The 24,962-nt window shown below is 53.7% G+C and carries 24 protein-coding genes; 10 read left to right on the top strand and 14 right to left on the bottom strand.

Annotated elements, in window-relative coordinates; genetic code table 11:
• Positions 1 to 14: 14 nt before the first annotated feature.
• From HV340_RS18390 to HV340_RS18370, 5 genes are all read right to left on the bottom strand, one after another.
• Positions 15 to 1,085, bottom strand: a complete 1,071-nt coding sequence (locus tag HV340_RS18390; protein ID WP_020883751.1) for an ABC transporter ATP-binding protein — start codon at positions 1,083 to 1,085, stop codon at positions 15 to 17.
• Positions 1,078 to 2,847 carry an iron ABC transporter permease gene (locus tag HV340_RS18385; protein WP_181216162.1) on the bottom strand — a complete coding sequence of 590 codons (1,770 nt, stop codon included), beginning with the start codon at positions 2,845 to 2,847 and terminating at the stop codon, positions 1,078 to 1,080. The genes HV340_RS18390 and HV340_RS18385 overlap by 8 nt, the downstream gene beginning before the upstream one ends.
• A 78-nt stretch (positions 2,848 to 2,925) precedes the next feature.
• Positions 2,926 to 4,014 carry an ABC transporter substrate-binding protein gene (locus HV340_RS18380; RefSeq protein ID WP_020883753.1) on the bottom strand — a complete coding sequence of 363 codons (1,089 nt, stop codon included), beginning with the start codon at positions 4,012 to 4,014 and terminating at the stop codon, positions 2,926 to 2,928.
• Positions 4,015 to 4,182: 168 nt separating this feature from the next.
• The gene (locus HV340_RS18375; RefSeq protein ID WP_181216161.1) at positions 4,183 to 4,884 is read right to left on the bottom strand and encodes a response regulator; all 702 of its coding nucleotides are present in this window, start codon (positions 4,882 to 4,884) and stop codon (positions 4,183 to 4,185) included.
• Between the two features lie 3 nt (positions 4,885 to 4,887).
• Positions 4,888 to 6,525 carry a sensor histidine kinase gene (locus HV340_RS18370; protein WP_020883755.1) on the bottom strand — a complete coding sequence of 546 codons (1,638 nt, stop codon included), beginning with the start codon at positions 6,523 to 6,525 and terminating at the stop codon, positions 4,888 to 4,890.
• A gap of 178 nt (positions 6,526 to 6,703) precedes the next feature.
• Between HV340_RS18370 and yjdI the strand changes: the two genes are divergently transcribed.
• Both yjdI and HV340_RS18360 read left to right on the top strand, forming a co-directional pair.
• A complete protein-coding gene (gene yjdI / locus HV340_RS18365) occupies positions 6,704 to 6,934 on the top strand; it encodes a 4Fe-4S mono-cluster protein YjdI (RefSeq protein ID WP_020883756.1) in 231 nt (76 codons plus the stop codon).
• Between the two features lie 10 nt (positions 6,935 to 6,944).
• The gene (locus HV340_RS18360) at positions 6,945 to 7,217 is read left to right on the top strand and encodes a GNAT family N-acetyltransferase (RefSeq protein WP_014171484.1); all 273 of its coding nucleotides are present in this window, start codon (positions 6,945 to 6,947) and stop codon (positions 7,215 to 7,217) included.
• 28 nt (positions 7,218 to 7,245) lie between these two features.
• Here HV340_RS18360 and HV340_RS18355 read toward each other — a convergent pair whose 3' ends face one another.
• Positions 7,246 to 7,857: a LysE family translocator gene (locus tag HV340_RS18355; protein WP_032680350.1), complete on the bottom strand. Its 612-nt coding sequence runs from the start codon at positions 7,855 to 7,857 to the stop codon at positions 7,246 to 7,248.
• 116 nt (positions 7,858 to 7,973) lie between these two features.
• On the opposite strand from HV340_RS18355, the gene HV340_RS18350 reads away from it, so the two are divergent.
• Positions 7,974 to 8,447, top strand: coding sequence for an Lrp/AsnC family transcriptional regulator (locus HV340_RS18350; RefSeq protein ID WP_025203324.1), 474 nt, complete (start codon positions 7,974 to 7,976; stop codon positions 8,445 to 8,447).
• A gap of 32 nt (positions 8,448 to 8,479) precedes the next feature.
• Here the strand turns inward: HV340_RS18350 and HV340_RS18345 are convergent, their stop codons facing one another.
• Both HV340_RS18345 and HV340_RS18340 read right to left on the bottom strand, forming a co-directional pair.
• Entirely contained in the window at positions 8,480 to 9,709 is a 1,230-nt protein-coding gene (locus tag HV340_RS18345) for an amino acid permease (protein ID WP_181216160.1), read from the bottom strand.
• Positions 9,710 to 9,827: 118 nt separating this feature from the next.
• Positions 9,828 to 10,289, bottom strand: a complete 462-nt coding sequence (locus HV340_RS18340) for a multidrug/biocide efflux PACE transporter (RefSeq protein WP_014171480.1) — start codon at positions 10,287 to 10,289, stop codon at positions 9,828 to 9,830.
• 103 nt (positions 10,290 to 10,392) lie between these two features.
• On the opposite strand from HV340_RS18340, the gene HV340_RS18335 reads away from it, so the two are divergent.
• The 3 genes from HV340_RS18335 (at position 10,393) to HV340_RS18325 (ending at position 13,531) form a co-directional block, all read left to right on the top strand.
• Complete coding sequence (locus tag HV340_RS18335) at positions 10,393 to 11,259, top strand: LysR family transcriptional regulator (RefSeq protein ID WP_014171479.1); 867 nt, start codon at positions 10,393 to 10,395, stop codon at positions 11,257 to 11,259.
• 93 nt (positions 11,260 to 11,352) lie between these two features.
• Entirely contained in the window at positions 11,353 to 12,531 is a 1,179-nt protein-coding gene (locus tag HV340_RS18330) for an acetyl-CoA C-acetyltransferase (RefSeq protein ID WP_181216159.1), read from the top strand.
• 316 nt (positions 12,532 to 12,847) lie between these two features.
• On the top strand, positions 12,848 to 13,531 hold the full coding sequence (locus HV340_RS18325; RefSeq protein WP_014171477.1) for a porin: 684 nt from the start codon (positions 12,848 to 12,850) through the stop codon (positions 13,529 to 13,531).
• 150 nt (positions 13,532 to 13,681) lie between these two features.
• Here the strand turns inward: HV340_RS18325 and HV340_RS18320 are convergent, their stop codons facing one another.
• The gene (locus HV340_RS18320) at positions 13,682 to 14,857 is read right to left on the bottom strand and encodes an oligogalacturonate lyase family protein (protein WP_059305874.1); all 1,176 of its coding nucleotides are present in this window, start codon (positions 14,855 to 14,857) and stop codon (positions 13,682 to 13,684) included.
• 298 nt (positions 14,858 to 15,155) lie between these two features.
• Between HV340_RS18320 and kduI the strand changes: the two genes are divergently transcribed.
• The 3 genes from kduI to HV340_RS18305 all read left to right on the top strand — a co-directional run bounded on the left by kduI (position 15,156) and on the right by HV340_RS18305 (position 18,547).
• Entirely contained in the window at positions 15,156 to 15,992 is an 837-nt protein-coding gene (gene kduI, locus HV340_RS18315) for a 5-dehydro-4-deoxy-D-glucuronate isomerase (RefSeq protein ID WP_049023257.1), read from the top strand.
• A 63-nt stretch (positions 15,993 to 16,055) separates the two neighbouring features.
• The gene (gene kduD, locus HV340_RS18310) at positions 16,056 to 16,817 is read left to right on the top strand and encodes a 2-dehydro-3-deoxy-D-gluconate 5-dehydrogenase KduD (protein ID WP_014171473.1); all 762 of its coding nucleotides are present in this window, start codon (positions 16,056 to 16,058) and stop codon (positions 16,815 to 16,817) included.
• Positions 16,818 to 17,131: 314 nt separating this feature from the next.
• Entirely contained in the window at positions 17,132 to 18,547 is a 1,416-nt protein-coding gene (locus tag HV340_RS18305) for a sugar porter family MFS transporter (RefSeq protein WP_059305875.1), read from the top strand.
• A gap of 38 nt (positions 18,548 to 18,585) precedes the next feature.
• On the opposite strand, the gene HV340_RS18300 is transcribed toward HV340_RS18305, so the two are convergent.
• The 4 genes from HV340_RS18300 to HV340_RS18285 are packed head-to-tail and all read right to left on the bottom strand — an operon-like array spanning position 18,586 to position 22,812.
• Positions 18,586 to 19,872 carry an ABC transporter substrate-binding protein gene (locus HV340_RS18300; protein ID WP_181216158.1) on the bottom strand — a complete coding sequence of 429 codons (1,287 nt, stop codon included), beginning with the start codon at positions 19,870 to 19,872 and terminating at the stop codon, positions 18,586 to 18,588.
• Between the two features lie 14 nt (positions 19,873 to 19,886).
• Positions 19,887 to 21,014: an ABC transporter ATP-binding protein gene (locus HV340_RS18295; protein ID WP_020883763.1), complete on the bottom strand. Its 1,128-nt coding sequence runs from the start codon at positions 21,012 to 21,014 to the stop codon at positions 19,887 to 19,889.
• A gap of 12 nt (positions 21,015 to 21,026) precedes the next feature.
• Positions 21,027 to 21,929: a carbohydrate ABC transporter permease gene (locus HV340_RS18290; protein WP_025203331.1), complete on the bottom strand. Its 903-nt coding sequence runs from the start codon at positions 21,927 to 21,929 to the stop codon at positions 21,027 to 21,029.
• Positions 21,922 to 22,812, bottom strand: coding sequence for a sugar ABC transporter permease (locus HV340_RS18285; RefSeq protein ID WP_014171468.1), 891 nt, complete (start codon positions 22,810 to 22,812; stop codon positions 21,922 to 21,924). Before HV340_RS18285 ends, HV340_RS18290 begins: the two co-directional genes overlap by 8 nt.
• Positions 22,813 to 23,352: 540 nt before the next feature.
• Between HV340_RS18285 and wzz(fepE) the strand changes: the two genes are divergently transcribed.
• Positions 23,353 to 24,477: an LPS O-antigen length regulator Wzz(fepE) gene (wzz(fepE), locus tag HV340_RS18280; protein ID WP_032670189.1), complete on the top strand. Its 1,125-nt coding sequence runs from the start codon at positions 23,353 to 23,355 to the stop codon at positions 24,475 to 24,477.
• 41 nt (positions 24,478 to 24,518) lie between these two features.
• On the opposite strand, the gene HV340_RS18275 is transcribed toward wzz(fepE), so the two are convergent.
• Complete coding sequence (locus HV340_RS18275; protein WP_059305878.1) at positions 24,519 to 24,842, bottom strand: cupin domain-containing protein; 324 nt, start codon at positions 24,840 to 24,842, stop codon at positions 24,519 to 24,521.
• Between the last annotated feature and the right edge of the window lie 120 nt (positions 24,843 to 24,962).

Raw genomic sequence — 24,962 nt, 5'->3', positions numbered from 1 at the left:
CAGCCTTTTTACATTTAGTTTTTCGGGAAGATCCACACGTGCTTTTCAGGCAGCGAAAGGTGGCAGTGCAGCGGGTCCCGGGCCTCGTGACCATAGGCGCGAATGACAAAATCATCCCCCGGCGTGCGGAACAGGTATTCCCAGCGGTCACCGAGATACATGCTGGTCAGTAACGGGAGCGCCAGCTGGTTTTCACCCGGCCCCTCGACCACCGCCACGCGCTCGACGCGGATCACCGCGGTGGCGTCTTCACCGCTTCGTACCCCTTCACCGGCCTGACCCCACAGCACCCAGCCTTTGCCTTCGATACGCGCTTTACCGTCACGTACTTCCGTTACTTTGCCGTGCAGGCGATTATTGCTACCCATAAACTCAGCGGTAAACAGCGTTTTCGGCGAGCCGTACATCTCCTGCGGTGTGCCCTGTTGCTCGATTTTACCGTTGTTAAGCAGCAGGATACGGTCGGAAATCGACATCGCCTCATTCTGGTCGTGTGTTACCATCAGCGCGGATAAGCCCAGCTTGATAATCAGTTCACGCAGGAATACGCGAGCCTCTTCACGCAGCTTAGCGTCGAGGTTAGAGAGCGGTTCATCCAGTAAAATGACCGGCGGGTTGTAGACCAGCGCCCGGCCAATTGCCACGCGCTGCTGTTGTCCACCGGAGAGCTGGTGCGGGTGGCGTTTGCCCAGATGGCCCAGCCCGAGCTGGTCCAGCACGTCCTGTACGCGCTGCTGGATCTCTTTGGCAGGAACCTTGCGCAGCTTGAGCGGATAGGCCACGTTTTCAAAAACGGTTTTGTGTGGCCACAGCGCATACGACTGAAACACCAGGCCCAGGTTACGCTCTTCCGCCGGGATCTCACTGCGCGGCGTGCCGTCATAGACTTTGTTTTTGCCAATGATAATCGAGCCCTGAGTCGGTTTTTCCAGGCCCGCCACCGCACGCAGCAGGGTGGTTTTCCCGCTGCCGGATGGCCCCAGCAGGGAGACCACTTCGCCGCGGTTGAGGTTCATGGAGACCCCTTTTAAAACAGGATTGTCACCGTAGGTCAGGTGCAGATCGTTAACCGCTAATTCAATCATGTATTTTGACTCCGAAACGAAGGGCAATGCCCAGACCTACCACCACCAGCAGGATGTTAATAAAAGAGAGCGCCGCCACAATATCAATGGCTCCCGCGGCCCAGAGGGATACCAGCATCGAGCCGATGGTTTCCGTGCCGGGTGAAAGCAGGTACACACCCGTTGAATATTCGCGTTCAAAAATCAGAAACATCAGCAGCCACGAACCGATAAGGCCGTAGCGGGAGAGCGGGATCGTGACATGGCGGGTGATCTGGCCACGCGTAGCCCCCGTACTGCGGGCGGCCTCTTCAAGCTCCGGCGCGACCTGCAGCAGGGTGGACGAGATGAGTCTCAGCCCGTACGCCATCCAGACCACCGTATAGGCCAGCCAGACGCTGAAAATGGTGCTGCGCAGTGAACGTAGCCAGACAATCAGGTTTTCGCGCATCCAGTCGCTCCAGGCGAACCCGGAAAGCCAGCCCGATTTCAGCGAGTTATCCAGCCACATTGGCAGGAACAGGAACACCCAGAGAAAGGCCAGACCCGCGAGCAGGCCAGGCACGGCGCGCGGCACCAGGACGCTGTAATCCAGGAAACGCGTGGTATTGTCCGGTTTGCGGTGCATGGCGATACCGACAAACAGGTAGCACGCCACGGCCAGCGCGCCGCCAATGACCCCAATGGACATGGAGTTGACGATGGCGCGCAGCAGGTTCGGCTGCGCCCATATCGTGCGAAAAGTACTGAGGGAAAGCTCGTCCCACAGCGAAACGCCCACGCCCCAGTTTGAGATAAACGCGCGCAATACCACGCCGAGCAGGGGAACGCCGATCGTGACGGTAAGCCAGAAGGCGACCACCGCGCCCGCCACCCAGCGCCATTTACCCAGAGGTAAGGCCCGGGCCTGAGACGCTTTGCCTTTCATGGTCACGAAACGGTTGGCGGTGCGCATCAGGCGACGCTGCAGCATGACCAGCGGAATGGTGATACAGATAAGCACCACCGCAACCGCCGCCATCAGGTGGTAGGAAGGGGTACCAAGCTTGTTGGTCAGCTGGTACAGGTAGGTTGCCAGCACCATGTTGCCTTCCGGATCGCCGAGGACCAGCATCAGACCAAACACTTCAAGACCGAGGAAGAACAGCAGAACGATGGCGTACAAAATGGACGGTCGCACCATCGGCAGGCTGACCGAGGTCATCACCTGTAACGGCGACGCACCCGCGGTACGTGCGGCCTCTTCCACATCGGAACCGACGCTTCGCAGCGCGGACGAAATATAGAGATAGGCATGCGGAACATGCGTCAGGCCAGCAATGACCACGATGCTCGACATGTCGTAGATATTCCACGGTACGAAACCAATCATCGCCTGCGCCCAGAGGGATAAAAAGCCCACCGGACCGGCGGCCACCACGTAGCCGAATCCCAGCACCATTGGCGACACGAAAACCGGCACGAGGATCAGCGGTTCAATCAGACGGCGGCCGGGCAGGTCGGTACGCACCATCAGAAAGGCCAGCACGCCCCCTAACGGAATGGCGATGATGACCAGCCCGAAAGCGAGAATAAAACCGCTTTTCAGCGCCTTATAGAAATCAGGGTCGGTGAAGATAAAACCAAATGATTCAAGGCTCCACTCTTTTGCCGGTGAAAAGAACGGTGCGGACAAGAAGCTCTGTATCACGATAAACGACAGCGGCGTGTAGATAACCAAGGCGGTTATCAACACGACAATACCGCGCGGCAGGCTTTGCCACTTTCTGCGTAATGTATTCATGGGGTATCCCTGGTGTTGCAGCCCAGCAAAACGAACTCAGGTAACAGGAGCGCGACGGCCCGCGTCGCGCTCAGACGCTTATTTGGCGGCGGCGGTACGCCACTGTTTGATGTACTCCAGGCGTTTTTTCGGCTGCAGATACTCCAGCAGGCTTTCATCAACCGGAATAGGTTTCAGCGCATTGCCGAGCACTTTCGTCAGGCCGTCGATATCATTTTTGCCGTCGATATCGTTACGAATGGACGGGATATCCGCCTGGCTTGCCAGAATACTTTGTCCTTTTTCAGACAGGACGTAGTCCAGCCACAGTTTCGCGGCATTGCTGTTTTGCGCCTGCTGGCTGATGAACGACACGCGTGATAACACCAGGGTGTAATCTTTTGGATAGGCGATCCCCAGCGACGGATCGTTCTTCGCACGCGCTTCCGCGTAGGATCCGAGGATATTAAAACCGATCAGGTTTTCCCCTGATGACACCCTCTCCATCATGGTGCCGGTTGAAGACTGAACGGCTAAGCCCCCTTTGGCGATATCGGCCAGGGTTTTGAAGTAGTTAGGATCGGCCTTGTGATCCTGCACCGAGAGCATAAAGCCCAGACCCGATTTTTCGATGTCGTAGGTGGTGACTTTGCTCTTGAATTTATCCGTCTGGCTGGCAATAAGCTTAGCCAGCGCCGCATGGGAATCAGGCACGTCGCCCGCCGGGATCAGCCGTTTGTTGTAGATAAACACGACGGGCTCATAGGTGGTGCCGTAGGCTTTATCTTTCCAGACCGCCCATTTCGGCAGCTGGCTTTGCTCCGGTGATTTGTACTCCATGGCGTAGTCGGTAGCGAGCTTTAGCCCGGTGTCCATGGAGGAGCTCCAGACCACATCGCCGCTACCGCCACCCGAGGCCTGTTCGCTGATAAAACGGTTGTACAGCTCGGTGCTGTTCATGTCGTTATATTCAACTTTGATGCCCGGATAGGTTTTTTCGAAGCCCTCAATCAGCGGCCCGGCAGCTTTGGTGTCGGTGGTGGAGTAGATCACCACTTTGCCCTCTTTGGTCGCGGCATCGACCATTTTTTGATAGTCAGCAGGGTAGCCCTGCGGCAAAGCAGACAGTGCGGAAGCAGAACACAGTACGGTAGCGGTAATCAGAGAAATTCGGAAAATGTTCGACATTATAGTTAACCTTTTAGTTACATTTGAGGAACTAATTGTCAACATAGCGCATGGCTCCGCGCCGACAATAGGGGGGCGCGGGTTGCGGTTCCGAAGTGTGATTGTCGGCGTCGTTTCAGCAATTAACACCATAAAATCCGCGACGCTTAGCAAACGAACGGTTGCGGATTACGTTTTCTCTGCCGCTTTGCGGTAAAGCCTTCTGGGATGACCGATATTGCCATACAGCATTTCGATGCTGATTAACCCACTGTCCACGCAGTATTCCAGATAACGGCGGCCCGTGGTTTTGCTGATCCCGACGTATTCCACCACCTCTTCCACCGACATTGTTTTTTCGGGGTGTTCCGCAAATAAACGCTTAATACGGTCCAGGGTGTGAGGCTCAATACCCTTTGTGGACGGGGTCTGCGAGGTCTCCGCGGCGGGGAGGTTAAACAGGCGATCCAGCGCATGCTGGTCGACAACCTTCACCTGCTGCACGGTGTGGATGAAACGCATAAAACGCTCCAGCGAGGCGTGCAGACGCTGGAAAAAAACGGGCTTAATCAGGTAGTCAAACGCGCCGCTGCGCATGGCATGGCTACAGGTCTGCATATCGCTGGCTGCGGTGATAAAGATCACCGAGCATTCATAGCTTTTCAGGAGCGGGTTATCGATTAACGCCACGCCTTTACCGTCCGGGAGATAATTGTCCAGCAGTATCAGCCTCGGCTGATGCTGGCGTATCAGGTTACACGCCTGCTCAATCGACGCGGCAATGCCCACCACGCGCAAATGGAAATTTTGCTCGATATACTCGCGATGCAGTTCCGCCAGGTGCGGCTCATCCTCAACAATCACAACATCAAGTGCTCGGGTCGTGGTCATGCGTTAGCCCTGTCGAACGGGGAGTGGATTGGGAATAAACACAGAGAATATCGTGCCTTGAGGAGCATTATCCGTTATCTCAATGCTGCCGCCCGCCTTGTTGATATAGCCTGCCACCAGAAACAGGCCAATACCGTGCTCTGTGCCCACAATGTCGTTCTCGCTTTCCGGCTTACTGCTGAATCCCTGGCGAAAGAGATGCGGTTTCATCGCCTCATCCACCCCGCAACCCCGATCGGCCACCTCTATCAGCAACTCCTGGTTGCGATCGGAAATGTAGAGCTCTACAGGTGCGGGAACCGGGGCTTTCAGGGTGGCGTCAACGGCGTTATCCAGCAGGTTGCCAATCACCGACACCAGCTCCGTTTCCGTGATGCTGGCAGGCATGCGGGTGAGCTGGCAGGCGGGATCAAACTGCAGTTCAACGCCCTTTTCCCGGGCGCTGACATATTTCCCTAACAGCAATCCGCACAGGGCCGGCGAGACAAAATGGGCTGAGACGAAGTCCAGCACGCGCTGCGCCCCTTCTGACTGTGCCTGGATGTAACGGATCGCCTCGTCATAGTGTTTCATCTGCAGCAACCCCACCAGCGTGGCGGTCCAGTTCAGTTGTTCATGACGCATAATGCGCAGGTTATCCGCATAGCGTTTAATCTGGCTTAGCTGGCTGCTGAGAGTGTTGATGTCATTCTTGTCGCGAAAGCTGTAAACCCAACCGCTTTCAACACCAGGTTCAACCTCAATCGCCACGCGGTTCACAATCACCTCGCGCTGGTTAAGCACCGCAATCTGGTCGTGGCTGCCGCGGCTAACCGAGGCGTAGCGCTGAGATAAAAAACCGGGGGACGTTTGCAGAACGTCTTCCAGCGGTTTGCCGATAAGCGCTTTCTCACTTTGATGAATATCCAGCATCTCTCTGGCGGCACGGTTAATTAAAATCAGCTGCTTTTCTTCATTGACGGCAAATACCCCTTCATACATTGCTTCCAGCAGCGCGCGTTGTTGTAAGACCAGTTGCGCAATATCTTTTGGCTCAAGGCGGAACATCTGCTTTTTAAGATTGCGGGTAAACAACCAGGAAAAAATAAACAGTAACAGCAACAGACCCATACCGTATAACCCGGACTGCCAGAGAATACGCGCATTGATATTCGCAATGTACGACGTCAAATAACCGACCGAGACAATCCCAATCACCTGATGCTGCGCATTAAAGATGGGCGCTTTGCTGCGCAGTGAAACCCCAATCCCACCCTTACGCACCGAAATAATTGTTTTGCCTTGTAATACCTCCGCATTATCCCCGCCGATCATCGGTAAATTGATGCGTTCCGGTGATTCTGAATGATAGAGATGCTGTTCCCGGGTATCGCCAATGACAATATAACTGGCATCACTTTCGGCCCGTATAGGCTGAATTAAACGGGCGATGGCGGGGATATTTCTGGACGCGACGTTTTCCGCCAGACCCGGCATCAACGCGATTTCGCTGGCCTGAACCCGGGCGCGCTGGCCGAGATCGTGATGCAATTGCCGGTCAATAAAATGAAACAGGATGGTTCCCAGCAGAACTAACAGCAGGCAGGAGAAGCACACCAGCGCTAAAAAAAGTTTTACCTGAAAAGAGAGTCTGCGTTTCATACGACCTGACGCGGGGAGTCTGATTAGAGCGGTCTGCGCAGACTGACATGAGGAAATGGGGGATGCAATCTGGCGAAAACAGAGTTGTGACCTGGCTTTTCGTTTTGGGGGTTATAGCTATCAGGATCGCGTAAGGCTATGCTTCATTCAGCACCCGAATAATTACAGAGGCAATGTCGTGGATAAAGCGCTACTGGATGCAGGCTACCGGGCCTATACCGGAGAGAAAATTGACGTTTACTTCAACACCGCGATCTGCAAACACTCAGGAAATTGCGTGCGCGGGAGCGCTAAGCTCTTCAACCTGAAACGTAAACCGTGGATTATACCGGATGAAGTGGACGTCGAAACGGTTGTACATGTGATTGATACCTGCCCGAGCGGTGCGCTGAAGTATCGCCAAAAATAAGCGAGGAACCATGGATATTCTGGAAGGCCATAACAAGTTTTACGTCAACGATGCTGACGGTAACCAGGTTGCAGAGATTGTCTTCGTACCGACCGGTGAACATCTGAGCATTATCGAGCACACCGATGTGGATCCGAGCCTGAAAGGGCAAGGTGTGGGTAAACAGCTGGTGGCAAAAGTGGTCGCGAAGATGCGCGGTGAAAATCGAAAAATTATCCCGCTATGCCCGTTTGCCAAACATGAGTTTGATAATACGCGGGAATATGACGATATTCGGGCGTAGAAACACACCGGCAATGGCCGGTGTTTTTTTATCTGATCTGTTCAAACAGCAGCACCACTGCAATCACTACCATCATTCCCCCTGATGCTCTGCTCACCAGACGCGCGGCCTGCGGGCGGGTGGCCAGGATGGCTTTTGAACCGTATCCCACCAGCAGATAGACCAGCGTACAGGTGATGAGGTGTAGCAAGCCCAGCGCGGACATCTGCATCGCAACCGACCAGCTTCCCTTCGGGTCAGTAAATTGTGGAAGCAGGGCCAGGAACAGCAAAAAAACTTTCGGGTTAAGGCCGCTGATACATAATCCCTTCACCGCCCACTGTTTCCAGTTTGCCGCCGAGGTTGTGGCGCTTTCCGGTGCGCCAGGAGCGCGTAACAGTGAGATACCAAGCCACAGCAAGTAAAGTGCGCCCGCTATCGTCAGCCCGGATAATGCCAGCGGATGTTGCGCCATCATGACGCCCACGCCCGCGACCACAATCAGTGTCGCCAGCAGATGCCCGGACATGAGGCCCATCACTGCGGGTACCACGCGCCGCCCGTGGATGCCGGCGCTAATGGCGTAAGCCCAGTCGGCGCCCGGCGTCATGATGAGCAGGAAAGACACCACCCAAAACCCAGCCACAATACTCATTTCCATCGTCTGTAAAACTCCAGAATTTCACCCGTCAACAGAGAGAAAGCATATCGGTATCCGGACGAAATGAGTTTTCAATGTTATGCTCAAAAGACGGTGAAATTGACAAAATCTTCCACATGGACAGCATTGATCGAAAAATTCTTGCGCAGTTGCAGGCTGATGGCCGTTTATCTCTTACGGAGCTGGCTGAACGGGTGAACCTGAGCCTCTCGCCGTGTCACCGGCGCGTGCGGGCACTGGAGCAGAGCGGGGCCATTACGGGATACCGGGCCAGTCTCGATCCCGCCAAAATGGGGTTTAACTTTCTGGCGATCGTGTTTGCGACGCTAAAAGAGGGCGACAGAAAAGCGGTGAGCGCCTTTGAGGAGGCGGTGGAAGAGATCCCGCAAATTGTGCTGGCGCAGCGTTTATTTGGCGATCCTGATTATCTGATGCACGTCGTGACCCGCGATCTGCCGGCTTTTCAGAAACTCTATGATGAGAAGCTCTCTGCGATGCCCGGCGTTCAGCATCTTCGCTCAACGCTGGTCATGAAAACGGTCGTGCAGGACAGGCCGTTTCCGCTCGACCTCTCAGGGCGTGACGAATAACGCGCCCGGCAGAACGCCGGGCGCAGGGGCGTTTAGCCTACAAACATCACTGACACGCACAGTACGCCAACGATCAGCGTCAGCAGGTTGCCGACAGATCGGTACGGTTTCAGGGACGGGATCAGGTACGTCGACAGCGTCGGCATGATAAACAGGATCATGGCGATAAGCGGACCGCTGATGGCATAAATCATCGAAATGGCATTCGGATTAATGCAGCACACCGCAAAGGTGATTAACGACACCCCCATGATGGAGATCGCGCGGTTAAAGGCGCGGCTCTTTTTCACGCCCACCTGGTTCAGCGATGACTTCACAATCTCCGTCGCCCCTTCGATCACCCCAAAATAGGTGCCGAGGAACGATTTCGACATGGCGATAATCGCCACAATAATCCCGGAAATCCCCAGCCATGCCGGAGAAGAGGGCATCATCGACAGCGCCGACAGAATGGTTACCCCTTCCTGTTTTGCCGAAACGATATAGGACGGTGGAATAGAGAGCAGGCAGCTGAACACGAAGAACAGCACGCTCAGGCAGATAATCAGGTACGCCACCTTCATGATTTTCTTGCACTTGTCCATGGCGGCGTCGCCAAACTTCTCACGGCGGTCAACGGCAAACGTCGAGATAATCGGCGTATGGCTGAAAGCGAATACCATCACCGGGATCGAAATCCAGACCTGATGCAGCGTATGGCGGTCAAATGCCATCTGGCTTGTGAGCAGCGCGGGTTGCCAGCTTCCGGTCAGATAGAGCGAGACAAACAGAAAGTAGGCGATCAGCGGAAACACCAGGAAGCCCATCACTTTTATGGTGATATGCCGTCCCATCAGGAAAATCAGATTTAACACCAGCACCACGCCAAAACTGACCAGCACGCAAACGGCGGTATCCACTGTCATGTGTTTTGCCAGCTGCTCAGTTAACGAGTTGGTGATGGCCACTGCATAAATCTGCACCACCACGAAGAAGGCGATGAAATAGAGCGTGGTGATCAGGTTGCCTATCTTCCTGCCGTAATAATGGGAGACGGCGCCGGTGATCCCTTCATTGCCTTTTGTTTTCGACGACAGGATGAATTGTGCCAGCGCGCGGTGCGGCCAGTAGGTTAATGGGTAGGCCACAAGGGCAGTGATAAACAGGACGATAGCGCCTGCGGAGCCCAGCTGAATGGGCAAGAACAGCGTTCCTGCGCCCACGGCCGTGCCATAGAGAGCGAAACTCCAGAGAGTCTCATCTTTTGACCAAATTTTCGACATTAGAGCAACGTATCAACTATCAAACCAACAGAATGGAGCGCAATTTACCATAATTATGGGTTGAGAGCGCAGTTGCTTCGAAGGAGTTTGGCCGGAACGGGCGTCCGGCCAGAGGGAATTAGCCTGCGAGGGCGCGTCGCTGCTGGCGACGTTTAAGGAATTTCTCGCGCAGCGTATCGTAAGCCCAGTTATAGAACATGGTGTACGGCAGGAAGAACAGGAAGAAACCAATTTCCAGTGTGAATGCCTGCAGCAGCGTGACGCCCAGCACCGCGGCGACTATCGACACGCCGATCACAATAAACCCGCATTCGAATCCCAGCGCATGCAGTGCGCGGATTTTTGCCGTGCGTGTGATGCGGTGAACCGGCCAGAAACGGTCGAAGCCGACGTTATAGATAATGTTCCAGAGCATGGCCGTGGTTGCCAGGATAATGGTCAATCCACCCATCTCCACCACGGAACGTTGCATAAGCCACGCCGCCGTCGGGGCGAGGATCGCCGTGGCAATCCCTTCGAAACAGACGGCATGAAAGATCCGCTCCGGCAGTTTACGTTGGAGTGCATCCTGATGTTGCATAGTTTTAGACCTCGTGAATACGCATTTTGGCGTTGATGCGGCTTATTGTTATCGCTAAAGGTGATATATTAAAGATGGTATCCATCGATAAAGTAGATAGTGCATGCGTTATTCACCTGAAGCCCTTACCGCATTCGTTGAGACCGTCGCGGCTGGCTCTTTTTCTGCCGCCGCGCGTCGGTTACGTAAAAGCCAGTCGACCGTGAGCACATCCATCGCCAATCTTGAAGCCGATCTGGGCTTCGATCTGTTTGACCGTTCGGCCCGTCAGCCGGTGTTAACCGCCCAGGGCGAACAGGTGCTGGGTTATGTGCAGGCGATCCTCGCGGCCAGCACGCGGCTTGACGAGCTGGCGGTGTCGTTAACGGCACAAACGGAGGCGCGCCTGACGTTTGTTCTTTCCGATACCCTCAACCCGGACGTGCTGGAAGACCTGATGAACCAGTTCGACCAGCGCTTTCCCCATACCGAATTTGAATGCCTGATTGGCGAGGAAGAGGACGTTATCGATCTGCTGCAGAAGTCGCGTGCGCAGGTTGGTCTCACGGAAGCGCGTGACAGTTATCCGACCGATATTGGGTTTACCCGGTTGCCGATACAGACCCGGATGGCAATCTATGTCGCGACCAACCATCCTCTGGCCGGGCAGCAAGAAATCCAGGCCGATGAGCTGCACGGCTGGCGGGAATTGCGGCTCAGCACCTATCTGGAGCGGGAGGCAACGCTCGCACGCGGACCCGTCTGGTCGGCACCCAACTACCTGTTACTGCTGAGTATGGCGGTTCAGGGGTTTGGCTGGTGCGTGCTGCCGTGCGCGCTGGTGGATGAATTTGCCGCCGCGAAATCGCTGGTGCAGCTGAATGTCCCCGGCTGGCCACGGGCGATCGGTATCGATCTGCTCTGGAATAAACGATCCCCGCCCGGCGTTGCCGGAAGCTGGCTGCGGCAGTATCTGCAGGATGCGCGCTAATCCTTGTGATTAAACTCACTATTTTTAAACAATTAAGATAATTGCTAATAACAATCCACTACTATCGTCATGTCATTTAACACAGAGGTTGTGATGAAAGATGTCGTTATAGTGGGTGCGTTGCGTACGGCTATCGGCTGTTTTCAGGGGGCGCTTGCACGCCACTCGGCTGTTGATTTGGGCAGCGTAGTGGTGAAAGCGCTGGTGGAACGTAGCGGGATTGCAGCACATGAAATTGATGAGGTGATCCTGGGACAGGTGCTGACCGCCGGTGCCGGGCAAAACCCTGCCCGTCAGGCGGCACTCAAGGGCGGCCTGCCCAATACCGTCTCCGCTATCACCATCAACGACGTCTGTGGCTCAGGGTTAAAAGCGCTGCATCTGGCGACGCAGGCCATTCAGTGTGGTGAAGCGGATGTCGTGATTGCCGGCGGACAAGAAAATATGAGCCGGGCACCACACGTGCTGACCGACAGCCGTACCGGCGCGCAGCTGGGCAACAGCCAGTTGCTCGACAGTCTGGTGCATGACGGTCTGTGGGATGCGTTCAATGACTATCATATGGGCGTGACGGCGGAAAATCTGGCACGTGAGTATGGTATCAGCCGTGAGTTGCAGGACGCTTACGCGTTAAGCTCGCAGCAAAAAGCGCGCGCGGCGATTGATGCCGGGCGCTTTCGGGATGAAATCGTCCCGGTCAGCACGCAGCGTCAGAACGGTGAGGTTGCCGTGGTGGTTACCGATGAGCAGCCGCGCACCGACGCCAGCGCTGAAGGGCTGGCGAGGCTCAATCCTGCGTTTGAAACTCAGGGCTCAGTGACGGCGGGAAACGCCTCCTCCATTAATGATGGCGCTGCGGCCGTGATGATGATGAGTGAAAGCAAAGCCCTCGAGCTGGATCTGCCCGTCCTGGCCCGCATTAAGGCATTTGCCAGCGTGGGTGTTGATCCTGCGTTAATGGGTATCGCCCCGGTTTATGCTACCCGTCGCTGCCTGGAACGCGCAGGGTGGCAACTCTCTGATGTGGATCTGATTGAAGTCAACGAGGCCTTTGCCGCACAGGCAATCTCGGTTGGCAAAATGCTGGAATGGGATCCCCTGCGGGTAAACGTGAACGGTGGGGCAATCGCACTGGGTCATCCTATCGGCGCGTCCGGTTGTCGAATTCTGGTATCGCTGGTGCATGAGATGAAAAAGCGCAATGCCCGCAAAGGCATTGCGACGCTCTGTATCGGTGGTGGACAAGGTGTCGCCCTCGCCATTGAACGCTAAAATCCCGCCCGCATAAAAGAGCCTCCCTTCAGGAGGTTTTTTTTACATAACGTATGACGAATTAACCGTTATTAGCACATTCTCACTCTGTTATTGAATAATTACGGCCTTAATTATTATCGTTGTTAATGTCTTAGTGTGATCCCCCTCCGATAATTTCACGCTAATACACCCTATTTGTTGATGGGTGTCACGTCCATCTTTGCCAAAAAAAATGAAACAAATAATTACGATCTTTGTCACTAAAATAGTGTTCTATAAAAAATAAACTGAAGTTTCATAAATAAGAAACATTATTTCAGTTGAGGGTTTTTTCATGTTTAAGAAATCTCTGGTCCTTACTTCCCTTATCGGTACGTCCTTCATGGCTCAGGCCGTTACCGTCGATCTGCGCCATGAATATATCGACAGTGGTGCCAATGCTGACCGTGTCTCGGTCTCACATCGCTTTGCTAACGGGGTCGGTTTTTCTGTAGAAGCTAAATGGAAATCCGGCGGTGATAAAGCCGACCAGCCGTTTGCGGATGTGGTGGGTAACGGGCATGAAGATCAAATTAGCTGGCGCTGGAAAGCGACTGAGAATATTGCACTGACGCCGGCGTTTACCCTTGAAAGTAACGACAGCCGCACAATATATAAACCGAATCTGCATCTGCAATATAGTTTCGACAATGGCTTTTATGTTGCCGCGCGTTATCGCTATGAATATACCCGCTACCCGTCAAGCTCGAATAAAGATGACGACAAAGTTAACCGTGGTGATGCCTGGGTTGGCTGGGTAATGGGTGACTGGCGTACCGAACTCAATTATGTTTATGCGAAGAGTTCTGAAGGTATGGTTCGTAATAATAACAAAGATTATTCCAACGAATATAACGCCAAGCTGGCGTATAAATGGGATAAAAACTGGGCACCGTATGTTGAAGTGGGTAACATCGGCGTGAAAGACACCGATGAACGCCAGACCCGCCTTCGTTTAGGCGTGGCCTATTCTTTCTGATATCACGTTATTCCGCTGAACATTGCCGGGTAGCGCCAGTGCCTACCCGGCTTACCCATGTCTGATAAGCGCCGCCCAATGGGCAAAAGCCCACAAAAAAAAGCCCTCCGAAACGGAGGGCAAGGCCAGTTACAGAAACACAAACTCAAATCATGCGTGCAACATTTCAGGTTGCTCAGGAAGTTTCGCGATATAGAGGGCGGGTTGACCGTCTTTATCGGAACTGAACAGCACCGCTTTCTCATCCGGAGTAAAGGAGGGATGCGGGTGGGTGACCTGGCGGCTATTTGCCACCGTTGCCCAGGAGGTGTCGTGACGGGCAATGCGGAAGTAGCTTTTTTTCGCCACGTCAAAGGCGTACAGATAAGGATCGTTATCGATGGTGTAACCGTGCGTATCCTTCACATCAACCGGCGTGCCTGAACCATCGCCCACCAGCAGGGAGCCGTCAACGTTGCTCATCAGATGGGAACAGGCGGGCATTTGCATGACTGCCTCATTGACGCCCGTATCCGGATTGAAGCTGCAGATGGTGCGGCCCTTTTGGCCCTTCAGATAAGAGACATACACAAGGGCAGAACCGTTCGGCACCCAGAATTCATGGGTACAGCTTTCGCCTTCCGCATGCGTTTTCACTTTGCGCACGTGCGTACCATCTTCGTTGACCAGCCACATGCGGGCGTCGACCAGGTCGTGCGGCCCTTCATGGCAAAACGCCACCGTGTTGTCATCAAACGGACGATAGATAGGGTGGCCAAGCCAGTTTTTCTCTTCGTGGATTGTGGTGCTTAAACCGGTTTTCAGATCCACCCGTAGCAGTCGACAGTGCGGCCCCTTATGGAAGAAGTCGTGGAAAATTTTCCAGTCGTTGAGCGGCGTCCAGTCACGTCGGGCGATTTCTATCCCAACCAGTTTGGTGCAGTCGCTGTTGGCGACCCAGGTACCGTAACCGACCCAGTCATCGGGGACACGGTACACCTCGCGTTCTACCAGGGTATGGAGATCCACCTCCAGCAGCGTGCGGTCGTTCTTCACATAGTAGAAGGATTTATCATCCGGAGAGAGGAACCCGCCAAAGGTATTATCCCCCGCGCCTTCCGTCAGCTGTACCGCTTCGGCCTTCTGCAGATCCAGCAGGTAGTAGTTCCAGTGACCGTCAAACGCCCCTGCGAACAGCAGGTGGCTGCCATCATTAAAGAAGCACTTCTGATAGAAGTAGTTGCGGTGACAGGTCACGTCGGGTGGGGTCAGGCGGGTGACTTCCACGCCTGTATCCGGATCGTGGCTGACCGCGTAGTTCAGCTTGACCCGCATACCTTTAGCCATAATGCACTCCTTTGAACGATAAAAGTAGATTAAAAAGTGAGTATTAAATTATCAAAACAATGTTTCATTATGTGTGACTGATGGCGCACTTTGTCTGTTTCATTGGCGAGATTACTGTCTGGCTCTCTTTATCGTGATCCGAACGCCATTTCTGGTATAAACAAACAGAAAAAATGAAACGTTATTTTAAATGTAATTGAAAACCCCCTTCTCTGGGGCTAGACTGTGCTTATCATGAAAACGGAACGTCGTTTCGTTAATTTTCTGCCTGCGGGCACGATCATTTCTGGAGGTTACGGTGGACGTCAGACAAAGCATCCACAGTGCGCACGCCAAAACGCTGGATACTCAGGGGCTGCGCAATGAGTTTTTAGTCGAGCAGGTGTTCGAGGCCGATAAGTACACCATGGTCTACAGCCATATCGACCGTATTATCGTTGGCGGGATTATGCCAGTGACGCAGACCGTCTCCGTGGGCGGAGAAGTGGGTAAACAGCTTGGTGTGAGCTATTTCCTTGAGCGTCGCGAGCTGGGCGTGATTAACATCGGTGGCCCCGGCACCATCACCGTAGACGGACAGTGCTATGAGATAGGTCATCGCGACGCGTTGTATGTCGGTAAAGGGGCGAAAGAGGTCGTGTTCGCCAGCATCGACAGCGGTAAACCGGCGAAGTTTTACTACAACTGTGCGCCCGCACATACCCCGTATCCCACCAAAAAAGTGACCCCGGCGGATGTCGCCCCGGTGACGCTGGGTGACAACCTCACCAGCAACCGTCGCACCATCAATAAATACTTTGTTCCGGATGTGCTGGAAACCTGCCAGCTCAGCATGGGGCTGACCGAGCTTGCTCCGGGCAACCTGTGGAACACCATGCCGTGCCATACCCACGAGCGCCGTATGGAAGTGTATTTCTACTTCAACATGGACGAGGACGCCTGCGTGTTCCACATGATGGGGCAACCGCAGGAAACGCGCCATATCGTGATGCATAACGAGCAGGCGGTGATTTCGCCGAGCTGGTCTATTCATTCGGGCGTAGGCACGAAAGCGTACACCTTCATCTGGGGTATGGTCGGTGAAAACCAGGTCTTTGATGACATGGACCACGTCGCGGTTAACGAGCTGCGCTAGCCGCAGGCAGTTAAGCATAAACCTGCCTGTTGGTGACAGGCGCTGAAAGATTAAGGAACAAACATGATTCTGGATGCATTTTCTCTGCAGGGTAAAGTGGCTGTGGTGTCCGGTTGTGACACCGGACTGGGCCAGGGTATGGCGTTAGGGCTGGCGGAAGCGGGCTGCGATATCGTCGGGATTAACATTGTTGAGCCTACTGAAACCATCGAGCGCGTCACCGCGCTGGGGCGTCGTTTTCTGAGCCTGACCGCCGATCTGCGTAAAATTGACGCCATCCCTGAACTGCTGGATCGCGCGGTGGCGGAATTCGGCCATATCGACATTCTGGTGAACAATGCCGGACTGATTCGCCGTGAAGACGCGATTAATTTCAGCGAGCGCGACTGGGACGACGTGATGAACCTGAACATTAAGAGCGTGTTCTTTATGTCCCAGGCGGCGGCGAAACATTTCATTGCCCAGGGGAAAGGCGGCAAGATCATTAATATCGCCTCTATGCTCTCCTTCCAGGGCGGTATCCGCGTGCCGTCTTATACCGCATCCAAGAGCGCGGTGATGGGCGTTACCCGTCTGCTGGCAAACGAGTGGGCGAAGCACAACATCAACGTCAACGCGATTGCGCCGGGGTACATGGCGACGAATAACACTCAGCAGTTGCGTGCTGACGAACAGCGTAGCGCGGAAATCCTCGACCGTATCCCGGCGGGCCGCTGGGGTCTTCCAGACGATCTCAAGGGGCCGATTGTATTCCTGGCCTCTCCGGCATCCGATTACATCAACGGCTATACCGTGGCGGTCGATGGCGGCTGGCTGGCGCGTTAATTGCGTATTCCGTCTTAAACCTCTGCCGGTGGGTGGAGGTTTTTTTTGCCCAAAAATTGCCATTATCCATATGGCTCAAGACGAAAAATCCATACTAAAAAAATCATAAATGATATGCATCACAGTTTTATTGCTTAAAAATTAAATGATTAATAAAAACTGGCGGTATTTCATCGTTAGTTGAAATTGTAATGTCCATCACAGATCGCTATGCCACAGCGAAATAATCCATATCTTCGCGAATTACGGCCTGACACTTTTCCGCGCTATCTCGTAATTTCAGTTAACGAATTTCGCTGTTCAGGCAGGAAAATATGACATCTATAAATGACTCTACCCTTATGCCCGCCGTGTTGCGTGATACCCGACGCATGAATCAGTTTGTCTCCATCGCGGCTGCAGTGGCCGGTTTACTGTTTGGTCTGGATATTGGCGTGATCGCCGGGGCGCTGCCCTTTATCACCGATCACTTTACGTTGAGTAACCGCCTGCAGGAGTGGGTGGTCAGCAGCATGATGCTGGGTGCGGCCATCGGCGCGCTGTTTAACGGCTGGCTTTCGTTCCGCCTCGGGCGCAAATACAGCCTGATGGTGGGGGCGATTCTGTTTGTCGCCGGCTCTATTGGGTCAGCATTTGCCACGAACGTGGAAATGCTGCTGCTCTCCCGCGTGCTGCTCGGCGTGGCGGTGGGGATTGCCTCTTACACTGCGCCATTGTACCTCTCCGAAATGGCGAGCGAGAACGTGCGCGGCAAGATGATCAGTATGTACCAGCTGATGGTGACGCTGGGTATCGTGCTGGCGTTTCTGTCAGACACTTATTTCAGCTACAGCGGCAACTGGCGCGCGATGCTGGGCGTGCTGGCGCTCCCGGCGCTGGTGCTGATTGTTCTGGTGATTTTCCTGCCAAACAGTCCGCGCTGGCTGGCGCAAAAGGGCCGTCATGTGGAAGCGGAAGAGGTGCTGCGGATGCTGCGTGATACCTCAGAAAAAGCACGTGAAGAGCTGAACGAGATCCGCGAAAGCCTGAAGCTGAAGCAGGGGGGCTGGGCGCTGTTTAAGATCAACCGTAACGTTCGCCGCGCGGTGTTCCTCGGCATGCTGCTGCAGGCGATGCAGCAGTTCACCGGGATGAACATCATCATGTACTACGCGCCACGTATCTTCAAAATGGCGGGGTTCACCACCACGGAACAGCAAATGGTTGCCACGCTGGTGGTGGGGCTGACCTTTATGTTCGCCACCTTTATCGCGGTGTTCACCGTGGATAAAGCCGGACGTAAACCGGCACTCAAGATTGGCTTTAGCGTCATGGCGCTCGGTACGCTGATCCTTGGCTACTGCCTGATGCAGTTTGATAACGGCACGGCCTCAAGCGGTCTTTCCTGGCTCTCTGTTGGCATGACCATGATGTGTATTGCCGGATATGCGATGAGCGCTGCGCCCGTCGTGTGGATCCTGTGTTCCGAAATTCAGCCGCTCAAATGCCGCGACTTTGGTATCACCTGTTCCACGACCACCAACTGGGTGTCGAACATGATCATCGGCGCGACCTTCCTGACGCTGCTGGATTCAATCGGCGCGGCAGGAACCTTCTGGCTCTATACGGTTCTCAACGTCGCGTTTATCGGGGTCACGTTCTGGCTGATCCCTGAAACCAAAGGCGTCACGCTGGAGCATATCGAGCGCAGGCTGATGTCCGGCGAGAAGCTGCGTAATATTGGCGTGTAGTCTGTTGCCGGGTGGCGAAGAGGCCACCCGGCTTTTCGTTAGCGCATCGCGCGTTTCAGAATACGTTCAGCCTGACGCTGGAAGTCAGCGGCAGTCTCTTCCACGGATTTCTGTCCATAATCGATGTACTGCAGAGAGGTGCCGAACTGGGCCACAATCTGCGGATCGTCAAAGTAAGGTGACACGGAAAGTTTGGCCGGCAGAGACTGCGCCAGACGCAGCCCCGCGACCGACGGATCGCTCTCTTTGATGGTGCCGTCTTCGGTCAGGAACTGCACCGCGGCTTTACTCAGCGGCAAGCCACGCTCCAGACCCAGCGTATCTACTCCCTCTTTGCTGTTCAGCAGGAAGTTAATCAGTTTCGCCGCCGCTTCCGGGTTTTTGGTGGATTTACCAATCGAGAGCATCTGCGCCGGTTTGAAGAAAAGGCCCGCATCGGTTGCGCCCGGCAGCATCGGGTAACTGCCCAGCACCAGTTTTGCCGGTGGCTTCAGGTTATCGGAATACTTGTTGATGGTGGAGTTCCACATGTAGGTTCCCGCCCATTCTCCCTGGATCCACGGCTTCATCTCATACATGTTGCTCTTACCAAACGACGCATAGTATTTGGTGTCCGGCATGACGTGGCTATCCACCAGCGTTTTGTAGGTCTGGAAGAATTCCACCCACTGCGCTTTGCTGTAGGCGAACTTCTTGGTTTTCTCGTCCACGGCAGGGATGTTGTACTTCTGAATCATGTACGAGTTCAGCAACGCCAGCGTGTCCTGATGCTCCAGCACGACCGGGTAGTACTGCTTGCCGAGTTTACTCTCGAAGGTTTTACCCGCCGCCATCAGCTCGTCCCAGGTTTTCGGGTATGCAATACCGGCTTTTTTCCAGGTCTCGTCGTTGAAGTAGAACACGCGTGCGGTGACGGAGATCGGAATGCCGTTCAGCTTGCCGTTGATGGTGGTGGACTGAAGTTCTTTGGGATCGAACTGGGTCAGGTCGATCACGTCTTTCATTTTGTTCAGGTCGTAGAACCCGTCGCCGGTTTTCGAGAAGATTGGCAGCCAGTTCCAGTTGGTCTGCATCACATCCGGCTCGGTGCCGCCCGCAATTTGAGTGGTCAGGCGGGAGAGGTGCCCATCCCAGCCGGTGTACTCTGCTTTAACGTTGATATCCGGGTTCTGCTTATGGAATTCCTCCAGCGCTTTCAACGTCACCTGATGGCGGCCATTACCGCCCCACCAGGACATGCGTAATTCGACATCTTGCGCCATCGATGGCAAAGCGGTAAGGCCCAGCGTCGCGGAGATTGCTGCGCTTAAAAGCACTTTTTTCATTTTTATAAACTCCATCAGAGAGAGAGGTTCTGTTCAGTTTTTGCGTCAAAAATATGACATTTATTCATATCAAATTTGAAATACACCTTGCGATGAAGGCCTTTATCAATCATGGGCTTAGCTTCATCGGAAGGAATTCTGGCGGTCAGTTCGTAGTCCGCAACCTTCAGATAGACGAAGAATTCGTGGCCCATGTTTTCCACGCGAACCATTTCGCCACTGCAGCCCCCGTCAACGAATGGTGCGTCGGAGAGGGAAACGAATTCCGGACGTACGCCGTAGTAAATGGCCTGCCCGGCATAAGCGGAGACTTTCTCCTGCATCCCGGCGTTCAGCGGCATGGTTTCATTGCCGATGGCGATGTGCAGTTTCCCGGCGTTTTCCACCAACTGGCTTTGACGAATGTTCATCTCCGGCGCGCCGATAAAGCCTGCCACGAACATGTTTTTCGGCTTGTGGTAGAGGTTGTCCGGGGTATCAACCTGCATGATGTGGCCGAGTTTCATCACGCAGATGCGGTCGCCCATGGTCATCGCTTCGGTCTGGTCGTGGGTGACGTAGACGGTGGTCGCCGGTTTACCGGATTTCTTCAACTGCTTGTGCAGGTCGGAAATACGAATGCGCATTGAGGCGCGTAGTTTGGCGTCGAGGTTTGACAGCGGTTCGTCGAACAGGAATACATCCGGCTTTTTCACAATCGCACGGCCTACCGCCACGCGCTGTGCCTGGCCGCCGGAAAGCTGGCGTGGCAGGCGGTCGAGTAACTCTTCCAGCTCAAGGATTTTGGCCGCTTCGTTGACCTGAGATTCAATCTGATCTTTTGGCAGTTTGCTCAGCTTCAGACCAAAGGCCAGGTTTTCGCGCACCGTCATGTGGGGATAGAGCGCGTAGTTCTGGAACACCATCGCAATCCCGCGCTCTTTTGGCGCGAGGTTGTTCACAATCTTATCGCCGATGCGGACTTCACCCCCGCTGATGGTTTCCAGGCCAGCCAGCATGCGCAGGGTGGTGGATTTGGCGCAGCCGGAGGGGCCAACGATCACCATGAACTCTCCTTCAGCGATTTTCAGGTCAATGGCATGTACCGCTTTAAAGCCGTTGGAGTAGACCTTTTCCAGTTTGTTGAAGATAACTTCAGCCATAATATTTCCCTCTTAACCTTTAATTCCGCTGCTGGTGACGCCCTGGACGAAGTAGCGCTGTGCCAGGAAGAAGACAATGATGGATGGCAGAATGGAGATGCTCGCCATTGCCAGAATTTCGTTCCACGGCGCCCCTTCGGTGACGTCGATGGACATTTTCAGCGCCAGTGCAATCGGGTATTTATCCACGCTGTAGACATAAATCAGCGGCCCGATAAAGTCGTTCATTGACCACATGAACTGGAACAGGGCGACGGAGATAATGGCCGGTTTCAGGATCGGCACCACCACGTACCACAGCACCTGAAGCGAGTTACAGCCGTCAATTTGCGCCGCCTCCTCCATGTCACGCGGCACGCCGCGCAGGAACTGGATAAGCATGAAGACGAAGAACCCCTGGGTGGCGAAGGCCAGCGGCAGGTACAGCGGCATATAGCTGTTGAGCATGCCCATTTCACGGAACATCAGGTACTGCGGGATCAGCAGCACGGTGCTGGGGAGCAGCATGGTGGTGATGAGGGTAGCGAACCAGAATTTCTTCCACGGGATTTCAAAGCGCGCAAAGCCGTACGCCACGATGGTGGAGGAGATAATGGTCAGGATCACTTTCGGGATCACATACTTAAAGGTGTTCAGCATGTAATGGCCGAAGTTGTATTCGGTACCGGTTTTCCAGCCATTCACAAAACCGTCCCAGGTCGCATGGGCAGGCCACAGGCTGAGAGTGGTGAAAATCTCGTGGTTCGGTTTGAACGACGCCGAGAACATCCACACCAGCGGATAAAGCATCAGCAGGCCGACAAACAGCAGGATCACGTAGCGCACAGCGGCGTTAATTTTCTCTCTGCGCAGCGTGCGGGCGACTTCACGCTCGGCAATCGTCCTCGCCGTGGAAAGTTGTTGGATATCAGCCATTTTTGCCTCCTTTATCGGCGGAGTAGAACACCCAATATTTCGATGACTTAAAGGCGATACCGGCAAAAATGGCTACCACCAGGAACAGGATCCACGCCAGTGCTGCGCCGTAACCCATGTCAAAGTATTTGAACGCGGTGTCGTAGATGTAGAGTGAGAACAGGTAAGTGGAATACGTTGGCCCGCCGCCGGTAATGACATACGGTCCGGTAAATTCCTGGAACGCCTGGGTGGTCTGCATAATGAAGTTGAAGAAAATCACCGGCGTGATCAGCGGCACGGTCACTTTCGTGAACATCTGCCATTTGGATGCCCCATCGATCATCGCAGCTTCATACTGCGACTGCGGAACGTTTTGCAGCGCGGCCAGGAAGATGACCATCGCGGAACCGAACTGCCAGACGCGCAGCAGGGTGACCGACATCAGGGCCAGCGAGGGTTCACCCAGCCAGTTCACCGGGTCAAAACCAAATACGCCAATAAAGCTGTTCAGCAGGCCATCAATGGCAAAGAGCGCGCGCCACAAAACAGCAATGGCCACGGAGCTGCCGAGGATCGACGGAATATAGTAGGCGGTACGGAAGAATCCAATACCGCGTAATTTAAAGTTCAGAACAAACGCAATCCCTAATGCAAAGGCGAGCTTCAGGGGAATGGTCAGAAATACATACGCAAACGTCACTCCCATTGATGTCCAGAAGAGCGTGTCTTCCGTAAACATGTAGCGATAATTTTCTATGCCGTTAAATACCGGCGGGCTCATCAGGTCGTAATCCGTAAAACTCAGGAAAAACGATGAGACGAAGGGGAAAGCCGTAAAGAGTATCAACCCAATGATGTAGGGTGATATCCACGCGAGCCCCAGCAGCTTGTTTTCATTCATACTTACCTACCTGGTAATCAATGGTTTAAAACGGAATCTGCGTCTGTAACAACCTTTCAGGCTGTCGAAACCGAGCCTGAACGGCGATATTCTGGGTAATACGTGTCACGGTTACTTCATGTCACTTTGTTTTATAAGACTTTTTCCGATTTCATCGTTGAGCGAAACGCCTGGGTTTCAATACGGTAGAACTCGTGTTCCTGGATAATAAAACGCCGTTTTATTTTATATTATTGCTATTTGTTTCTGCGTCATTCGCTTAATAGCGGAAATGTGATCAAAGTCGAAACGGTGTTTCAATAAGGTGATGAGGATGGCATTTTTGCGCTATTTCAGGCGTTCAAAGAAGAGAGAGGAGGGCGGGCGGAAAGAACCGGATGATTAATAAAGACAATACCGTCGAGAAACTAACTACTAATTCTGATAGCAGGTCTACAGCTGGATCATTCTTTCGTTCAGATAATTCTTACTTTCTTGTATCATCGGACCACTGTAACCAATCAGGCAGAAATGGTCTGCACCCTCAAAAGAAGAATGGCTATGTCAGCAATGGATTTCAAAAAAAATACGGATCTCGACTTCCCCCATTACGCGGCCCCGGCAGTCAGTTCCAAAGAAATTGACCTTCTGGGACTGTTAGAAGTTCTTCTGGCGGCAAAAAAACGTATCGTCGTGATTGCCTTCGCATTCGCACTGGTTGGACTGGCCATCGCGTTCTTACTGCCACAAAAATGGACCAGTAAAGCGGTGATCACACCGGCGGAACAGACGCAGTGGAACCCGCTGCGCCAGATGATGGTCGCCCTGCAGGTGCTCGACGTGGACGTGAAAATTACCCGTCCGGACGTGTTTAACCAGTTTATTAAAAAGTTCCAGTCGCAGTCGTTGCTTGAGGAGTACATGAAATCCTCACCTTACGTGATGGCACAGCTGGAAGGCACTGATGTGGATCCGCTTGAGCTGCATCGTGCGGTGGTCAATATCTCCGAAAAGATGAAAGCGGTAGATAACACCCTGGCAAAAGACGCGGATAAAGCGCCGTACGTCTCGTGGACATTGAGCTTCACCGCGCCGACGGCGGGGGATGCGCAAACGGTTCTTAAAGGTTACGTGGATTACATCTCGCAGATTGTTGAGCAGGAAACCATGGAGAATATCCGTAACCAGATCACCCTGAAAACCAAAGTGGTGGAGCAACAGCTGGAGCTGGATCGGGTACGTCTGACGAATGTTCACAACACCAATCTGCAGCGTCTTAACTATTCTCTGGAAGTGGCCAACGCGGCGGGTATCAAAAAGCCGGTCTACAGCAACGGTCAGGCGGTTAAAGACGATCCGGATTACTCCGTCGCGCTCGGTGCCGACGGTATCGCGCAAAAACTGCAGATTGAAAAAAATCTCAAGGACATCGCTGAGCTGAACGCAGACTTCCAGAACCGGGAATACTACCTGGCGCAGCTGAAAAAGCTGTCTGTCGAAGACGTCAAACTTGAACCGTTCAAGTATCAGCTCTCTCCATCCATGCCGGTGAAAAAAGACGGTCCGGGCAAAGCCCTGATTGTGATCCTGGCGGGACTGCTGGGCGGGCTGTTTGCCTGTGGCAGCGTATTACTGCGTGAGGCCATGCTCAGTCGCAATCCTCTGGTCGAGCCTGTAACGGAATAAAAAACGCAGACGAGAAGGGCGCTGTTATCAGCGCCCTTTTTTTATTTCAAAAAATCCTCACGTACCGGCGTGAAGGTATCCAGTAGCGTGCCGGGTTTAAGACACACGCAGCCGTGCATCACATGTGGCTTTTTGTAGAGGGTATCCCCGGCTGTCACCACATGTTTTTCGTCTCCAATCGTGAACTCAAACTCGCCGGACAGCACATAGGTTAACTGTTCATGAGGATGGTTATGCAGTGGGCCTGTCGCGCCCTGTTCAAAATTCACCTCCACCGCCATCATTTTACCGCCATGGGCAAGAATACGGCGCGTCACGCCGTTCCCCAGATCGTCAAGCATGGTCTCGTTGTGGAAAATAAACATATCGTCACCCCAGAATGTATTAAAACAATGTTTCATTTAATTTATATCACCAGAGGTTAAAAAGAAACGACGTGACAAAGAACTGGAAACACGATCACAAGTTTGCTTCACTGGGATAAA

Source organism: Enterobacter sp. RHBSTW-00975, assembly GCF_013615235.1.
Classification (GTDB): domain Bacteria; phylum Pseudomonadota; class Gammaproteobacteria; order Enterobacterales; family Enterobacteriaceae; genus Enterobacter; species Enterobacter ludwigii.
The sequence above is the reverse complement of the archived record's forward strand: the minus strand, read 5'-3'. Positions and strand labels throughout refer to the sequence as shown.

What these genes read in the sequence shown, in the direction of transcription:
- HV340_RS18355 (WP_032680350.1), bottom strand. Translation starts at nt 7,857, where the DNA reads ATGGAAATGAGTATTGTGGCTGGGTTTTGGGTGGTGTCTTTCCTGCTC.
- HV340_RS18380 (WP_020883753.1), bottom strand. Translation starts at nt 4,014, where the DNA reads ATGTCGAACATTTTCCGAATTTCTCTGATTACCGCTACCGTACTGTGT.
- HV340_RS18345 (WP_181216160.1), bottom strand. Translation starts at nt 9,709, where the DNA reads ATGTCGAAAATTTGGTCAAAAGATGAGACTCTCTGGAGTTTCGCTCTC.
- HV340_RS18285 (WP_014171468.1), bottom strand. Translation starts at nt 22,812, where the DNA reads ATGAATGAAAACAAGCTGCTGGGGCTCGCGTGGATATCACCCTACATC.
- HV340_RS18350 (WP_025203324.1), top strand. Translation starts at nt 7,974, where the DNA reads ATGGACAGCATTGATCGAAAAATTCTTGCGCAGTTGCAGGCTGATGGC.
- HV340_RS18320 (WP_059305874.1), bottom strand. Translation starts at nt 14,857, where the DNA reads ATGGCTAAAGGTATGCGGGTCAAGCTGAACTACGCGGTCAGCCACGAT.
- HV340_RS18295 (WP_020883763.1), bottom strand. Translation starts at nt 21,014, where the DNA reads ATGGCTGAAGTTATCTTCAACAAACTGGAAAAGGTCTACTCCAACGGC.
- HV340_RS18275 (WP_059305878.1), bottom strand. Translation starts at nt 24,842, where the DNA reads ATGTTTATTTTCCACAACGAGACCATGCTTGACGATCTGGGGAACGGC.
- HV340_RS18330 (WP_181216159.1), top strand. Translation starts at nt 11,353, where the DNA reads ATGAAAGATGTCGTTATAGTGGGTGCGTTGCGTACGGCTATCGGCTGT.
- HV340_RS18385 (WP_181216162.1), bottom strand. Translation starts at nt 2,847, where the DNA reads ATGAATACATTACGCAGAAAGTGGCAAAGCCTGCCGCGCGGTATTGTC.
- HV340_RS18340 (WP_014171480.1), bottom strand. Translation starts at nt 10,289, where the DNA reads ATGCAACATCAGGATGCACTCCAACGTAAACTGCCGGAGCGGATCTTT.
- HV340_RS18370 (WP_020883755.1), bottom strand. Translation starts at nt 6,525, where the DNA reads ATGAAACGCAGACTCTCTTTTCAGGTAAAACTTTTTTTAGCGCTGGTG.
- HV340_RS18300 (WP_181216158.1), bottom strand. Translation starts at nt 19,872, where the DNA reads ATGAAAAAAGTGCTTTTAAGCGCAGCAATCTCCGCGACGCTGGGCCTT.
- HV340_RS18290 (WP_025203331.1), bottom strand. Translation starts at nt 21,929, where the DNA reads ATGGCTGATATCCAACAACTTTCCACGGCGAGGACGATTGCCGAGCGT.
- HV340_RS18335 (WP_014171479.1), top strand. Translation starts at nt 10,393, where the DNA reads ATGCGTTATTCACCTGAAGCCCTTACCGCATTCGTTGAGACCGTCGCG.
- HV340_RS18375 (WP_181216161.1), bottom strand. Translation starts at nt 4,884, where the DNA reads ATGACCACGACCCGAGCACTTGATGTTGTGATTGTTGAGGATGAGCCG.
- HV340_RS18360 (WP_014171484.1), top strand. Translation starts at nt 6,945, where the DNA reads ATGGATATTCTGGAAGGCCATAACAAGTTTTACGTCAACGATGCTGAC.
- HV340_RS18305 (WP_059305875.1), top strand. Translation starts at nt 17,132, where the DNA reads ATGACATCTATAAATGACTCTACCCTTATGCCCGCCGTGTTGCGTGAT.
- HV340_RS18390 (WP_020883751.1), bottom strand. Translation starts at nt 1,085, where the DNA reads ATGATTGAATTAGCGGTTAACGATCTGCACCTGACCTACGGTGACAAT.
- HV340_RS18325 (WP_014171477.1), top strand. Translation starts at nt 12,848, where the DNA reads ATGTTTAAGAAATCTCTGGTCCTTACTTCCCTTATCGGTACGTCCTTC.
- kduD (WP_014171473.1), top strand. Translation starts at nt 16,056, where the DNA reads ATGATTCTGGATGCATTTTCTCTGCAGGGTAAAGTGGCTGTGGTGTCC.